This is a genomic window from Bradyrhizobium brasilense, from assembly GCF_029714345.1.
GTDB classification, from domain to species: Bacteria; Pseudomonadota; Alphaproteobacteria; order Rhizobiales; family Xanthobacteraceae; genus Bradyrhizobium; species Bradyrhizobium australafricanum.
Map to the genome: position 1 here is coordinate 8,821,873 of NZ_CP121669.1, position 14,381 is coordinate 8,836,253.

The window sequence follows — 14,381 nt, forward strand, 5'->3', positions numbered from 1 at the left end:
CTACGCACTCACAACCCCTCGAAACAAAAATGCCCGGCGCAAAGCCGGGCATCTTATTTATCAGCTCGCTTCGCGGTTGACAGATGATCTTTTCATCACCTAACCGGCCTCGCTGCCTTTTGTTCAGTCGCGTGCAACGCACATAGCGATGCCCATGCCGCCGCCGATGCACAGCGTCGCGAGGCCCTTCTTGGCATCGCGCTTCTGCATCTCATGCAGCAGCGTCACCAGCACGCGCGCACCCGACGCGCCGACCGGATGGCCGATCGCGATCGCGCCGCCATTGACGTTGACCTTGGCCGGATCCCAGCCGAGGTCCTTGTTCACCGCGCAGGCCTGCGCGGCGAACGCCTCGTTGGCCTCGATCAGATCGAGGTCGGCGATGTTCCAGCCGGCCCTCTTCAGCGCGGCGCGCGAGGCAGGGATCGGGCCGGTGCCCATGATCTTGGGGTCGACGCCGGCCTGGCCCCACGACACGATGCGGGCCAGCACCTTCTTGCCCTGCTTGGCGGCTTCCTTGGCGGTCATCAGCACGACGGCGGCGGCGCCGTCATTGATGCCCGAGGCGTTGCCGGCGGTCACGGTGCCGTCCTTCTCGAAGGCCGCGCGGAGCTTGGCCATCGCGTCGAGCGTGGCGCCATGGCGCGGATACTCGTCGGTGTCGACCACGATATCGCCCTTGCGGGACTTGATGGTGACCGGGACGATCTCGTCCTTGAACTTGCCGGCCTTCTGCGCCGCCTCGGCCTTGTTCTGCGAACCGACCGCGAACTCGTCCTGCTGCGACCGGGTGATCTGGTACTGCTTGGCGACGTTCTCGGCGGTGTTGCCCATGTGGTAGCCGTTGAAGGCATCCCACAGCCCGTCCTTGATCATGGTGTCGATCAGCTCGAGCCCGCCCATCTTGACGCCGCCACGCAGATATTGGGCGTGCGGGGCCATGCTCATGGATTCCTGGCCGCCGGCGACGACGATCGAGGAATCGCCGTTGAGCAGCGCCTGGTAGCCGAGCGCCACCGTGCGCAGGCCCGAGCCGCAGAGCTGGTTGACGCCCCAGGCCGGGCTTTCCACCGGGATGCCGGCCGCGATCGAGGCCTGGCGGGCCGGGTTCTGGCCCTGCGCGGCGGTGAGGATCTGGCCCATGATGACTTCGGAGACCTGACCACCCTCGACGCCGGCACGCTCCAGCGCTGCCTTGATGGCGATCGCGCCGAGGTCATGGGCCGGCGTGGTGGCGAAAGCGCCGTTGAAGCTACCGACGGGGGTGCGGGCGGCGCTGACGATGACGACATCGTCTGACATGGACATCTCCTATGGGTTGTAGCTGGGTTTCTCGACGGCGGGCGGCCGATTTGGCGGGCCTGTCTCTTGACGGCTATCCTGTAAACCTCGTTGAGACATGTCAATCGCACTGTCGGGCAAATCGCGCCGCGACGCACTCAAAATGACGCCCTTGGCACTTTCCTGAGCAAATCCTATGCTTTGGAATTAACCGCACAGCACAAAACTGTAGCCGAACCGCTTTGAAAATGCTTACCTTTGCTGCGATGCGTTGCATTTTGCCCTGCGGCGATGCCGTAGGGTTCCAGGTTCTTCGGTGTTGAAGTGAGAGCCCATGGCAAAATCTGAACAACCGACCACGATCAAGAAATACGCGAACCGGCGGCTCTATAATACCGGGACGAGCACCTACGTGACGCTCGAGGATCTCGCGGCGATGGTGAAGGAAGGCGAGGATTTCCTCGTCTATGACGCCAAGACCGGCGACGACATTACCCGCTCCGTGCTCGCGCAAATCATCTTCGAGCAGGAAAACAAGGCCGGGCAGAACCTGCTGCCGACCACTTTCCTGCGCCAGCTGATCCGCTTCTACGGCGACAGCATGCAGATGGTGGTGCCGAAATATCTCGAACAGTCGATCGAGACGCTGACCAAGGAACAGGAAAAATTCCGCAAGCAGATCGCGGGCGCGCTGAGCGGCACACCGTTTGCGCCGCTGGAAGAACAGGTCCGCCGCAACATGGAGCTGTTCCAGCAGACCTTCTCGATGTTCAAGCCGTTCGTGCCGCAACGCGGGGGCGGCGAGGCCGAGAAGGCGCCGGAGCCGACGCCCGATGACGGCAACATCGACGATCTTCGGCGCCAGATGAAGGACATGCAGGAACGCCTCGAGCGCATGTCGCAGCCGACGAAGAAGGACGAGTAGGTCCTTAGCGCCGATCGGCCGGACCTCCGGCCGCCATCGCTTCTGAAGTCCTGACGGCGGCTCTCGCCGACGTCGGGCGGTCGCCGTCTGATCGAGCATACCCTCGCGGGCGCGTCTATGCAGGCCGACGGCAGACGAGATCGATTTCGATCAACGCATCATAGGCGAGACCGGTGACGCCGACGCAGGTGCGGGCCGGCAGGCGGTCGGACGGGAAATAGCTGCGATAGGTCTCGTTCATCGCCGCATAATCTTCCTTGAAGCGCGTCAGATAGATGCGCGACATCACGATATGCTCGAGGCCGAGATCGAGGCCCGCAAGCACCACGCGCAGATTCTCCATCACTGCGCGGGTCTGCGCCACGATGCCCTCGGGCAATAGGCCGGGTGCGGCCGGCGTATCCGGCATCTGGCCGGTGACGAAGACGAAGCCGTCCGTCTCGACCGCATGGCTGAACGGCGCGACCGGCTTCGGGCCGCCGGATATCATGTGAAACTGCAACGACGTCTCCTCGCCTGCTCTTTGATGGATCATGATGCTCGTCTACGGAATCGCATCATGATCTCATGTCTTTGTTCGAGCATGATCTTTCATGCTCTAGTTTTGCGGCGCGTGATCGAAGACGCGCTTGCTGAGAATGGCATGGACGCCCCAATTGCCGTCCACCACCTGCGTCACGCCGAAATCCACCGCCACCGACATCAGCGCGATCGCCTCGTCCTCGGTAAGGCCTTTGATGTTCATCAGGAAGCGCCGCATCTTGCGGAACGCATCCTTCATCGCGAGATCGAGCGACGAGGTCGCGTAGACCTCGCTCTGCCCCTTGGCGCCGAATTCGGCGAGATAGTTGGGATGACTGAAGCCCATCAGCACCCAGTCGGCTTCAGTCTCGATCAGCGGATAGGTAAGATCGGCGAAGGGCTGATTGGTAAGCTCGTTCTTCTTGTGCAGGATGACCTGGAACGTGCCGGTCATCGAACATTCGATGGCGGTGCCACCGAGCTCGCCGTCGCCCTGCGCAGCATGGGGATCGCCGACCGACAATAGCGCGCCCGGCACCGACACCGGCAGATAGACCGTCGAGCCCTTGCCGAGCCGCCAGTTGTCGAGATTGCCGCCGAAATATGCGGGCGGGACGGAATCGACAAGCTCGGCCTCGCGCGGCGCAAGCGCGATGACCCCGAAATGCGGGCGCAGCGGAATGCGGATGCCGTCGAGCACGTCGTGGCGGCGCCGCACCGATGACGGCGGGATCGGAATGCCCGGATAGTCGTAAGTCTTGTGCAGCGTCCCGAACGGATCGGTCTGTGGCTCCCAGCGATAGGAATACAGCGCACGGGCATGCGGCGCGTCATCGTCGTCGACGATCTCGTAGATCGTCACCGCCTCATGGGCGTTCTGCTCGGCAAGGAACTCCTTGTAGTGATAGCCCCACCAGGCCGCGACGCTGCTGCCGAACACGCGGCCCTCGAAGTCCGGATTGCGGCTCGCGCGCGGCGCGATGTCGAGGATGCGGATTTCCAGTACGTCCCCTGGCTCCGCGTCCTTCACGGCCACCGGCCCGGTGCAAATGTGAACGCCGAATCCCTCGCCGGCGCCGCGGCCGTAGATCGAGGCATCGAGCGGGCCGGCGCCGCGGCGATCGACGTTCTTCCGATCGCGCGTCCAGTGGAACACGCTCTCCGCGCCTGGATCACCCTTGATCATGCGCTCGGGATCGTCGGAGGCGTGCTGGGTCAGCGTCTCAATGGTGATGGTGTCGCCGGAGCCGATCTCGACCTGCGGCGGCAACGAATGGCTGAAATAGCCCCAATGCACGCGCGAGGCATCCGCGGCGAGATGGTGATGGCGCGGCGCGTCCGCGATCTCCACGTCGTGCGCGTTGAACGGCGCAGCCGTCCTGCGCGCCAGCGCTGCGCGCCGGCTGCACAGCTGCGCCAGCGCCTGTTGAGGCCAGCCGCGTTGCACCGTGGCCGCGGATGCAGTCTGCCGCTCGGCTTCATGCTGGCGGAATTCGCGCGGCGACAGACCGAAGCGCTGGCGAAACGCGCGGCTGAAATGGGCAGAGTCGTTGAAGCCGACACGGAACGCGATCTCGGAAATCGAACGATGCGCCTCGGCGGGATTCGACAGATCGGCCCAGGTACGCTGCAGCCGCCGTTCGCGCAGGTAATGCGTGAAACTGGTGCCGGCCCCCTCGAACAGCTTTTGCAGATAGCGTTCAGAAATGCCCTCGGCACTGGCGATTTTGACCGGCGTCAGATCGGGTTCCTCGAGGCTGCGTTCGACGGTCTGGCACAGGCGATGCAGCGTCGCTGCCTTGGAAGCGCCGCCGCCGCCGCGATCGCCCGCCGTCTCGCCGTGCTGACGCATGAAGGTCGGCAGCAGATCGGCGAGACTTCGCGCCAGCGCCGTCCATTCGACATCGGACAGCGCGTCGAGATCGCGCGCGGCGAGCTCCATCATCTGCGCGAATACGCTGCCAAAGCCGCCGGGCTGGAGCACCCGCACCTCGCCGCCTTGCAACGTGGCGCGATGGCGATGTGCCGGTTCGGACGTCACCGACAGCACTACCGCGCGCATCTCGCGCTGGAACGACACGCTCCAGTCCCCGGCGCGTGGCAGCAAGAGAAGATGCCGCGCAGCAACGATCTGATAACCGGTGGTCGTCTTCAGCGCCACCCCGTCTTCGAGCGGCAGCAGCACCAGCGGATGATCGGCCACCGCATCCGTGCGCGGCGATACCGATTGTGGTCCTGCCGAAAGCCTGGCCAGCGTCACGCCCTGAAAGCTGCGCCGCACCGCGATGGCATGGCCGGCATGGGTGCTCGTGGCGACCGTGGGCTGCAAGCCGACCGACGCCAGGACGTCCCGCCACGCCTCGGGGCGGTCGCCTTCGGAGTAGGATTCACTCGTGAACGGACGCAACCTCATGCATCGACCTTTATGGCCGAAGCGAAGCAATCTCCGTGCCATCCCCGAGGATGACACGTCCTGCTCAGCGGCCGGCGCGTGATCAGTCACACCGGAACACGTTCTTGCGGATGGTCCCGTGCACGCCCCAATTGGCGTCGACCACTTGCGTCACGCCAAAATCTGCCCCCACCGACATCAGCGAGATCGCCTCGTCCTCGCTGAGCTTGTGCACCGTCATCAGGAAGCGCCGCATCTTGCGAAAGGCGTCGCGCATGGCGCGGTCGAGGCTGGAACGATTGGCGATTTCGAGCTGCGCATTGGCGCCGAGCTCGGCGAGATAGTTCGGGTAGGTGAAGCCGTAGACCGACCAGGCGTCGGGGGTTTCCAGCATCGGATGCATCAGTCCTTCGAGCTGTGTGCCGCCGAGATCGCGATGCTTGTGCAGGATGAATTCGAAATCGCCGGTGAGCGAGGTCTCGATCGCCGTGCCGCCGAGCTCGCTGTCGCCCTGTGCGGCATGCGGATCACCGACCGAAAAGAACGCACCGGGCACCGCAACCGGATAGAACATCTTGGCACCCTTGCCGACGCGCCAGTCGTCGATGTTGCCGCCAGTATAGCTCGGCGGGATCGAAGAGACGAAATCCTGCTCCGACGGCGCGAGGCCCATGGTGCCAAAATGCAGCCGCGCGGGCACACGGACATTGCTCAGAACATTCTCGCGCTTGACGACGGTGGCGTGATCGACGCGGACGCCGGGATAGTCGATGGTCGGGTGCACGATGCCATCAGGATCGGTCTGCGGCGTCCAGACATAATTGTAGACCGCTTTGGCGGAAGGCTCACCCGACGCGTCGAGCTCGAAGATCGTCACCACTTCGCGCGGCTTCGGCTCTTCGATCAGGTCGTGATAGTGAAAGCCCCAATTGGCCGCGACGTTGGAGCCGAAGCATTTGCCGGCATGGCAGGCCTTGCAGGCCGGCCTCGGTCGCACGTCAAGAATGCGAACCTCCAGCACGTCGCCCGGCTCGGCGCCTTCGATCGCCACCGGACCGGTGAGCAGGTGCACGCCGACGCCTTCGCCGGAGCCGCGGATGAACGGCGCTTCGATGGGCCCCGAACCGCGCCGCACCACCGCCTTGTGCTCGCGCGTCCATTTGAACACGCTCTCGGCACCCGGATCGCCCTCGATCATGCGCTCGTAATCGTCATTGGCGTGATGCGTCAGCGTCTCGATGGTCGCGCGGTCGCCGGACTTCAGCGTCAATGCCGGCGCCACGACCTTGCTGAAATAGCCCCAATGCACAGTCTTCGCAGATACCGGCAGCAGATGATGTTTCACGCAGGGGTCCTCACGCGGATGGAAACGGAACGGGTTCTATTCATGCGACCTCGGCCTCCATGGCATTGAGGAAACGCTGCGCGACCGGATTGCGCGGATTGCTCAGCACCTCGTCGGCCGGGCCCTCCTCGACGATCGCGCCATCCGCCAGCAGCACCACGCGATCAGCGACTTCACTGGCGAAGCGCAGTTGATGGGTTGAGATGATCATGGTAAGGCCGTCTTCCACCGCGAGGCGGCGGATCACTTCAAGCACCTCATTGACGAGTTCGGGATCGAGCGCGGAGGTCGGCTCATCCAGCAACAGCACGCTGGGATTCGGCGCGATCGCACGGGCGATGGCGACGCGCTGCTGCTGGCCACCGGAGAGATGCCGCGGCAGCGCATCGGCGCGGTGGCTGAGGCCGACGCGCCCGAGCAGTTCGGTCGCCCGGCGATCCGCATCGATGCGCGACACGCCATGCACCCAGCGCAGCGGCCCGGCGATGTTCTCCTTCGCGGTGAGGTGACCGAACAGGTTGAACTGCTGGAACACCATACCGACACCGACCTCGGCGCGCGCCTGCGCCAACAGTCGCGGCGACAGCGCCTTGCCGCTATCGCTGAAGCCGAGCCGGCGACCGCCGACCTTGATGCTGCCGTCGTTCCAGAGTTCGAGATTGTTGATACAGCGGAGCAGCGTGCTCTTGCCGGAGCCGGACGGCCCGAGCAGCGCGACCACCTCGCCGATCCGCACCGTGAGATCGACGCCGGCGAGCACCATTTGCTTGTCATAGCTTTTGCGCAATGCGGCAACATCGACCGCCGCATTGTTCCGCTTCAGGATCTCGTTGCGTTTGGCGCGATCGACACGCTCGGTCTGCGCCCGCGGCGGCGGCAATTCGGCGACACCGGCATCGGGCAAGATCTCGGGCGGCGCGTCCTCGGCCGCAATCAACGGATCATCGAGTCCCTGCGCGCGATACCACGGCATCATCCGCATCAGTTTGATCTGCTTCGATGCGCGGTCGAGATCGAACAGCCATTCGAGGAACAGCTGAATGCCGGCGATCGCCGCGGTAAGGAACAGATAGATCAGGCCCGAGGCGAAGAAGATCGAGAAGAAATCGAAAGTTGCCGACGCCATCTGGGTCGAACGCAACGTCAGCTCCTGCACGGCGATCACCGACGCCAGCGAGGAATTCTTCAGCGCGCTGACGGTCTCGTTGCCGAAAGCGGGGATCATCGAGCGGATCGCCTGCGGGGCGATGATCCGGCGCATCAGGACGCCGGGCGTCATGCCGAGCGCCTGCCCGGCCAGCACCTGGCCGCGATCGACGCCGAGCACGCCGGAGCGCAGCATCTCGGCGATGAACGGAGCTTCGTTGCAGGCCAGCGCGAGGCCGGCGGCGAGAATGGCCGGTAGCTTGATGCCGATCTGCGGCAGGGCATTATAGGCGAACACCATCTGCAGGATCAGCGGCGTGCCGCGAAAGATCACGGTGTAGACCCGGGCGAAGGACGCCAGCGCCTTGAAGCGGCTGAGTTGCATCCACGCCAGGATCACACCGAGGATCAGGCCGCCGAGCAGACCGAGGGCGGTGACCTGCAAGGTCGCCTGAATGCCCTCGATCATATACGGCATGGTCAAATAGTGGAGGAACAGCTCCATGGAGCATGTCGTCCTTTTTGCCGGTGCTGGGGCCTACTTGACCGTCAGCAGACCGGGCTCGATCAGGTTCTCCGGATCGAGATTCCACTTCTTCAGCAACGCGAGCTGATCGCCCGATTTGTAAATCTCGGTCAGCGCCGCCTTCACGGCATCGCGGAAGGCCGGCTTGTCCTTGGGCACGCCGATGCCGACCTTGTACGGGATCGTCACCGCGATAGCTTTTTCGAGCTTGTCCGGATAGGCCTTCACCGCATTGTCGACGGTGTTGACGTCGTTGACATAGGTGTCGGCGCGTCCGGCCAGGATAGCCTGGATGCAGTTGGCGTTGTTGTCGTAGAGCTGAATGGTCGGCTCAGGCTTGCCCTCCTTCTTGCACTCCGGCACGAGCGCCTGGATCAGCGGAACTTCAACGTAGCCTGTGTTCTCGGCCGCTGCCGCGCCGCACATCGAGGTGTTGATGCCGGAGATCTTCTTCGGATTGCCCTTGGCGACCAATACGCCGTCGAACACCTTCGAATAGGTGATGAAGTCGGCCGCCTTGGCACGCTCTTCCGTGGCGTAGATGTCGGAGATCACAATGTCGGCCTGACCACTGGACAGCGTGGTCAGGAGTGCGGCGAAGGTCACCGCCTTGTAGGTCAGCTTGAAGCCGAGGCATTCGCCGATCTGCTCGCCGAGATCGATATCGAAGCCGACATATTTGCTCGGATCCTTCGGATCGATCGACTCGTAGCCCGGCGTATGCGGATTGATTGCGTTGACGAGGGTCTTGCCCTTCCAGTCCGGATACTTTGCCTGCAGCTCCGCACAGGCGGCCGGCGCAGCTGCCCTGGCGTCGGTTGGAGCACCGACGCCCACAACGAGCAATGCCCCTAACGCTGCGATGTGCATGAGTTTGTACGCGCGCGGAAAAGATAACGTGACCATTCGATCCTCTTTCGACGTTGTCATGGCGCAAGCCACGGTCCAAACCTCGAAGAAGTAAACGGCGGTCTCCGGCGGAAAACTTGTCTGGGGACGCACAATTAATTGGATGAACTCCCGCCAAACCTTGGGCAGGACGCGCTCATATTTTGAGCAATCCCTTTCGCGGGTATCACGACCGATATTGTGAAACGGCCTATGGCCGCTTCAGCCCGTGGCGGGCACGGGCTTCTCCGCCGGCGCGTTCCACGGGCGGTCCGGCGAGGCGAGGCCGATCAGGCGGCCCTGGATGAAGTCGCAGCCCCATTCGCGCAGCATCACGGCGGCTTCCTCGTCCTGCACCCATTCGGCGACCGTCTTGATCTCGAGGCGGCGCGCGAGATCGATCAGCGTCTGCACGAAGGCGCGGTCGTCGGCCGAACGCACGATGTTCTGCACGAAGGCGCCGTCGATCTTCACGATGTCGACGCCGAGCTTGCGCAGATTGCGGAACGAGGTGTAGCCGGCGCCGAAATCGTCGATCGCGATCCGGCTGCCGAAGTTCTTCAGGCGCGTGACAAAGCCGCGGACGTCGTCGATGTCCTGGATCGCGACCGTTTCGGTGATCTCGACGATCAGCCGCTCGCCGACGCCGGGATGCGCGCGCATCAGGGATTCGATGGTGGCCCACCAGTCCGGATCCATCGTGGTGTCGGGCGAGATGTTGAGGCTGAGCTGTACACCGGGCGCGGCGGCGAGCTCGGCGATGGCGAGCTCCAGCACGCGGTGGTCGACCAGCCGGATCAGGCCGAGCCGCTCGGCGACCGGCACGATATCGGGCGCGAGCAGCGCGCGGCCGTCGTCCTGCTCCATCCGGACCAGGCACTCGTAGAACGCCGGCTGCCGCAGGCGCGCATCGACCACGGGCTCGAAGCCGATCACGATGCGGCGCTCGTTCAGCGCGGTGACGATCTCGTCGGTGACGCGGATGTTGACGCGGCGCTGGGCGTCGCGCTCGACATTCGGCTTCCACAGCGCGAACGATCCGGCGCGGCGGCTCTTGGCCGCGTCCAGCGTCTCCTGGGCGCGATTGACCGCCTCCTCCGCCGACCGCGCATGGCGCGGAATGGTGACCGCGCCGATCGACACCGTTACCGACACCGGGCCGGACTTGGTCGGCACCACCTCGTCGCGCACCGCGGCCAGGAAGCGCTCGGCCGCGACATTGGTGTCGTCGACGGTGCAGTTGCGCAGGATCAGGCCGAACTTGTTGCCGGAGAAGCGGCCGAGCATGTCGCCGCTGCGCAGCCGCGCGCGAATCCGCTTCGCGACCTCGGCAATGACGGCGTCGGCGACATCGAAACCGAACGCATCGTTGACGCGCGCGAGGTGATCGATGCCGATCAGCATGAAGGCGCAGGAGCTGCGGAAGCGCGCGCACTCCTCCATCGTCTCGGCGAGCGAGGCGATCAGATGGGTGCGGTTGAGCTCGTTGGTCAGCGGATCGTGCCGCGACAGCTTCAACAGCTGCTCGTCGCGGGCATGCCGCTCATTGTTGATGCGGACGACGCCCTGCACGCGCGCCGGCCTGCCGTCGGCGCCGGCAAACCAGCAGCCGGTCTCCTCGATCCAGATCACCGGCGCTGAGGTGACGGCCCGCACGCCATATTCGATCCGGTAGGGTATGCCCTCGCCGCTCCGCACCGGCGCCGGCGCGCCGAGCGCATCGGATCGCACAGAGCGCGATGGCTCGATCAGCTTTGCAAGCTCGGCGCCGCTCGCCAGCGCCGCGACCGGGATATCCGGGAAGACTGCCGCCACATCGTCGCTCCAGGCAATCGCATCGGTCGCCAGGTCCCAGGCGAATGTCGCTTGGCCGAGCGAGGCGAGGATGCTGGCAGCTGGCGGGACAGGGGGCATCGAACATGTCTCGATTTGGGACGGCGCCCGGTGATTCTACACGCTCTCAAGATAGTGGTTCCGGCGAATCCAACGCTAGGTGAAGTTGATAAATAATCTGGAAACCACGTTTTCGACTGTCCGGGAACGAACTGGGGACGGCGGGCATGACCCTTGCCACGGGGGTGTTGCGGAGGGACGCGACGTCCCAAACTATGACGCTCCAACGGGTCGCAGACGATGCCGGATATCGATCAATCGGAAATCCTCGACGGTAAGTGCACCGGCGATGCCGCGGCGGCCAGCACGGCGCTGGTGCCGCTGGCCGCGACCACCCATTGGGCGCCCAAGATCCCGCTGCCGCATGCCGATCCGTCGTTTGTGGCTCATCTGATCGCAACCGCCGCACACGAACCGCAGACGCGCGGGCAGCGGCGTGGGTCATTGGCCGACGCGCAGAGCGCTTACGGCCCGCATGTCGACGAACGCCGCAGCGTGGCGCGGCGGACCCGGCAGATCATCTAGAAAATATCAGCGCTGCGGCGCGTCCGACGGCGGATGGCCGCCCGGCTGCAAATCCGGCGAGGTCACCGTCGGCTTTGGCGCGGACTGATCGAGCAGCACGGATTCCGCAACCGACGTCGCCGAGGGAACCGGTGCGGCCGGCGGCGGCGCGGCAGGCGCCGGTGCTGCGACGGGCGCGGGCTCAGGCCGGGGTGCCGGCTCCGCTACGGGTGCAGGCTGCGGTGCCTCAGCTGCCGCAGGGTGCGCTCTGCCGGCGCTGGGCGCCGGTGCGACCACCGCACGGCGGCGGGTGCGCAGCGCAATTCCGGAAATGAAATCGACCAGCGCCAGCAGCGTGAGCAGGCCATAGGTCGAGTTGCCGAATTTCGGCCAGAGCACGAATTCGGCGGCGGCGGCGCCGAACACGATCAGCGACAGCAGATGGTCGGTGAGATATTTCGCGCCGGGGCGCGCGCCCTTGATGACCTCGAGCAGCAACAGCAGCACGGCGGCGGCGAGCAGCATGTCGCTGAGCGTGATCTGCCACTGCTCGCCCGACAGCAATGTCAGCCTGATCAGCGGGTCCGTGAACGACACGCCGGGCATCAGGAAAGCGATGATGTTGTAGACCGCGAGCGGAACGAGCAGCAGCGGAAAACCGACCATCGGGGCTTGCGCCTTATTCAGGGAGAACCAGCAATGCGGCGATGCTCATTGGCCTCGCCGCGGACGCGCCCGTCTTGGCCGCACTCGTTGACCGAATTCAGGCGCCGCGCCGCATGGCTGCGGCGCGTAGGCCGAATGTCCGATCAGGACTCTTTCTTGGCCTTCAGGACCTGGCGGCCCTTGTACATGCCGGTCTTCAGGTCGAGGTGGTGCGGACGGCGCAGTTCGCCGGAGTCCTTGTCCTCGACATAGGTCGGGGTCTTGATCGCATCGGCCGAACGGCGCATGCCACGGCGCGACGGCGAGGTTTTTCTTCTGGGAACGGCCATGACGGTGTCCTCTAGGGGTGTTGCGGAGGCATCGTCCGAAATGGGGACGAGCGCACAGCGCTTCAAAGCGCCAGCTGCGATGCCGGTAAGGCCGCGCTTATAGAGGAAGGCACTGCGTAAAGCTAGGGCCGGAGACAGCAAAAAGCGTCCGAAATCGGCCTCAGGAGCTGCGATTTTCGCGCCAGCAGCGCGTCACGGAGTTGGCCCGGACCATATAGGTGGCGGACAGCCTGCGGACCCCCGGACCGGGGTTCCGAGCGCTCCTCTTGACCGGATTCGGCAGGATCGCGGCCAAAAGCGCGGCCTCACGGGCTGACAGCCCAGCGGCGGACCGGCCGAAGGCATATTGGGCGCCGGCTTCGGCGCCGAACTGGCCGGACGGGCCCATTTCCGCGATATTGAGGTAGATTTCCAGGATCCGCTGCTTGGGCAGCACGAGATCGATCCAGAGCGCCAGCGGCAGTTCCAGCCCCTTGCGGATCACGCTGCGGCCGGACCACAGGAACAGGTTCTTGGCGACCTGCTGGGTGATGGTCGAGCCGCCGCGGGCCACCTCGCCATCCTCGGCGTCGTCGAGCACCTCGCGCAGCGCGCCCCAGTCGATGCCCCGATGCTTGCAGAAATGGGCATCCTCCGAGCCGACCACGGACCGCGCCAGGTAGGGCGACATCGCGCCGAAATCGATCCAGTGCCGCGTCACCGGGGCCCCGCGCAGGGTCCGCCACGCCATCAGCGCCGAAACCGGATGGCCGGTGCGGTAGAACGGCGCCACCAGATACGGCAGCAACAGCAGGGCCAGCAAAAGCAGCAATAAAATTCGGACGATGCGCAAAACAGGGGTTTCCGGGGAGGACCATTCCAGGAAGGATTTGGGACCCGCCCGCCAGAACACGGCCGGCGCCGTCGACGTCTGCGGGATAATTCACGGTTTTTCCAGCACTTTTAAGGCGCATTCCGTCGCAGGGCGGGAATTGACGAAGCCGATGCCATCAACGATTGTCCGGCCGAAAATCGATCTGGAGCAATTCTTAATGACGACCGGTACTGCAGAGTTTTCCAAGCGGCTGGACCAGACCGCGGAGGATACCGAAGCCCTGCTCGCCAAACTGCTGTCCGACGCGACCGAAAGCGACGAAATCGTGCGCCCGAAGCGGCTGATCGAGGCGATGCGCTATTCGAGCCTCGGCGGCGGCAAGCGGCTGCGGCCGTTCCTCGCGGTCGAGAGCGCGGCGGTGTTCGGCATCCCGCGCGAATCCGCGCTGCTGGTCGGCGCCGCGCTGGAATGCATCCACTGCTACTCGCTGATCCACGACGATCTGCCGGCGATGGACAATTCCGATCTGCGCCGCGGCCGCCCGACCCTGCACAAGGCCTATGACGACGCCACCGCGATCCTCGCCGGCGACGCGCTGCTCACCATCGCCTTCGACATCATCACCCGCGATGCGATCCACAAGGACGCCCAGGTCCGCCTGCTGTTGACCCGCGCGCTGGCGCGCGCCTCCGGCGTCGGCGGCATGGCCGGCGGCCAGATCCTCGACCTTGCCGGCGAAGGCCGCTTCGGCGACCGCGAGCCGGTCGACGTCGCGCGCCTGCAGCAGATGAAGACCGGCGCGCTGCTCCGTTTCGGCTGCATCGCCGGCGCGATCCTCGGCCAGTCCTCGCAAAAGGAGTACCAGGCGCTCGACGATTACGGCAAAGCGCTCGGTGAAGCCTTCCAGATCGCCGACGATTTGCTCGACGTCGAGGGCGATGCTGCCGCGCTCGGCAAGCCGGCCGGCGCTGACGCCGCGCTCGGCAAGACCACCTTCGTCACCCAGCTCGGCATCGATGGCGCCAAGCAGCGCGTCCGCGATCTCCTCGCGCGCGCCGATGCCGCGCTGTCGGTGTTCGGCGACCGAGGCGACGTACTGCGCGCGGCCGCCCGCTTCGTCGCCGAGCGCAAGAACTAGCCGAAAGCGGCG

13 protein-coding genes are annotated in these 14,381 nt (G+C 65.0%); 3 read left to right on the plus strand and 10 right to left on the minus strand.

The genetic code is table 11. The annotated features are described in order from the left end of the window. Positions 1–123 precede the first annotated feature (123 nt). On the minus strand, positions 124–1,302 hold the full coding sequence (locus QA635_RS40860; protein ID WP_283065770.1) for an acetyl-CoA C-acetyltransferase: 1,179 nt from the start codon (positions 1,300–1,302) through the stop codon (positions 124–126). 313 nt (positions 1,303–1,615) lie between these two features. Here QA635_RS40860 and phaR point away from each other — a divergent pair, with 313 nt between their 5' ends. Further along, positions 1,616–2,206 (plus strand): polyhydroxyalkanoate synthesis repressor PhaR, encoded by a 591-nt coding sequence (phaR, locus tag QA635_RS40865; protein WP_016841133.1) that lies wholly within the window; start codon positions 1,616–1,618, stop codon positions 2,204–2,206. Between the two features lie 115 nt (positions 2,207–2,321). On the opposite strand, the gene QA635_RS40870 is transcribed toward phaR, so the two are convergent. The 6 genes from QA635_RS40870 to QA635_RS40895 form a co-directional block, all read right to left on the minus strand. After that, a complete protein-coding gene (locus tag QA635_RS40870) occupies positions 2,322–2,708 on the minus strand; it encodes a RidA family protein (RefSeq protein ID WP_225162692.1) in 387 nt (128 codons plus the stop codon). Positions 2,709–2,804: 96 nt separating this feature from the next. Beyond that, complete coding sequence (locus tag QA635_RS40875; RefSeq protein ID WP_092090503.1) at positions 2,805–5,141, minus strand: acetamidase/formamidase family protein; 2,337 nt, start codon at positions 5,139–5,141, stop codon at positions 2,805–2,807. 82 nt (positions 5,142–5,223) lie between these two features. Further along, on the minus strand, positions 5,224–6,465 hold the full coding sequence (locus QA635_RS40880) for an acetamidase/formamidase family protein (RefSeq protein WP_283065775.1): 1,242 nt from the start codon (positions 6,463–6,465) through the stop codon (positions 5,224–5,226). Positions 6,466–6,505: 40 nt separating this feature from the next. Continuing rightward, the gene (locus QA635_RS40885) at positions 6,506–8,116 is read right to left on the minus strand and encodes an amino acid ABC transporter permease/ATP-binding protein (RefSeq protein WP_283065777.1); all 1,611 of its coding nucleotides are present in this window, start codon (positions 8,114–8,116) and stop codon (positions 6,506–6,508) included. A 33-nt stretch (positions 8,117–8,149) separates the two neighbouring features. Beyond that, positions 8,150–9,043 carry an ABC transporter substrate-binding protein gene (locus QA635_RS40890; protein WP_076824695.1) on the minus strand — a complete coding sequence of 298 codons (894 nt, stop codon included), beginning with the start codon at positions 9,041–9,043 and terminating at the stop codon, positions 8,150–8,152. Positions 9,044–9,247: 204 nt separating this feature from the next. Then, positions 9,248–10,939 (minus strand): putative bifunctional diguanylate cyclase/phosphodiesterase, encoded by a 1,692-nt coding sequence (locus QA635_RS40895; protein WP_283065780.1) that lies wholly within the window; start codon positions 10,937–10,939, stop codon positions 9,248–9,250. A 219-nt stretch (positions 10,940–11,158) separates the two neighbouring features. On the opposite strand from QA635_RS40895, the gene QA635_RS40900 reads away from it, so the two are divergent. Next, complete coding sequence (locus QA635_RS40900; protein WP_283065781.1) at positions 11,159–11,443, plus strand: hypothetical protein; 285 nt, start codon at positions 11,159–11,161, stop codon at positions 11,441–11,443. Positions 11,444–11,449: 6 nt separating this feature from the next. On the opposite strand, the gene QA635_RS40905 is transcribed toward QA635_RS40900, so the two are convergent. The 3 genes from QA635_RS40905 to mtgA form a co-directional block, all read right to left on the minus strand. Then, on the minus strand, positions 11,450–12,088 hold the full coding sequence (locus QA635_RS40905; protein ID WP_057015581.1) for a hypothetical protein: 639 nt from the start codon (positions 12,086–12,088) through the stop codon (positions 11,450–11,452). 143 nt (positions 12,089–12,231) lie between these two features. Further along, positions 12,232–12,417: a 50S ribosomal protein L32 gene (gene rpmF, locus QA635_RS40910; RefSeq protein WP_021077536.1), complete on the minus strand. Its 186-nt coding sequence runs from the start codon at positions 12,415–12,417 to the stop codon at positions 12,232–12,234. A 160-nt stretch (positions 12,418–12,577) separates the two neighbouring features. Further along, a complete protein-coding gene (gene mtgA, locus QA635_RS40915) occupies positions 12,578–13,249 on the minus strand; it encodes a monofunctional biosynthetic peptidoglycan transglycosylase (protein ID WP_225162727.1) in 672 nt (223 codons plus the stop codon). A gap of 199 nt (positions 13,250–13,448) precedes the next feature. Here mtgA and QA635_RS40920 point away from each other — a divergent pair, with 199 nt between their 5' ends. Further along, complete coding sequence (locus QA635_RS40920; RefSeq protein ID WP_076824685.1) at positions 13,449–14,369, plus strand: polyprenyl synthetase family protein; 921 nt, start codon at positions 13,449–13,451, stop codon at positions 14,367–14,369. Positions 14,370–14,381 lie beyond the last annotated feature (12 nt).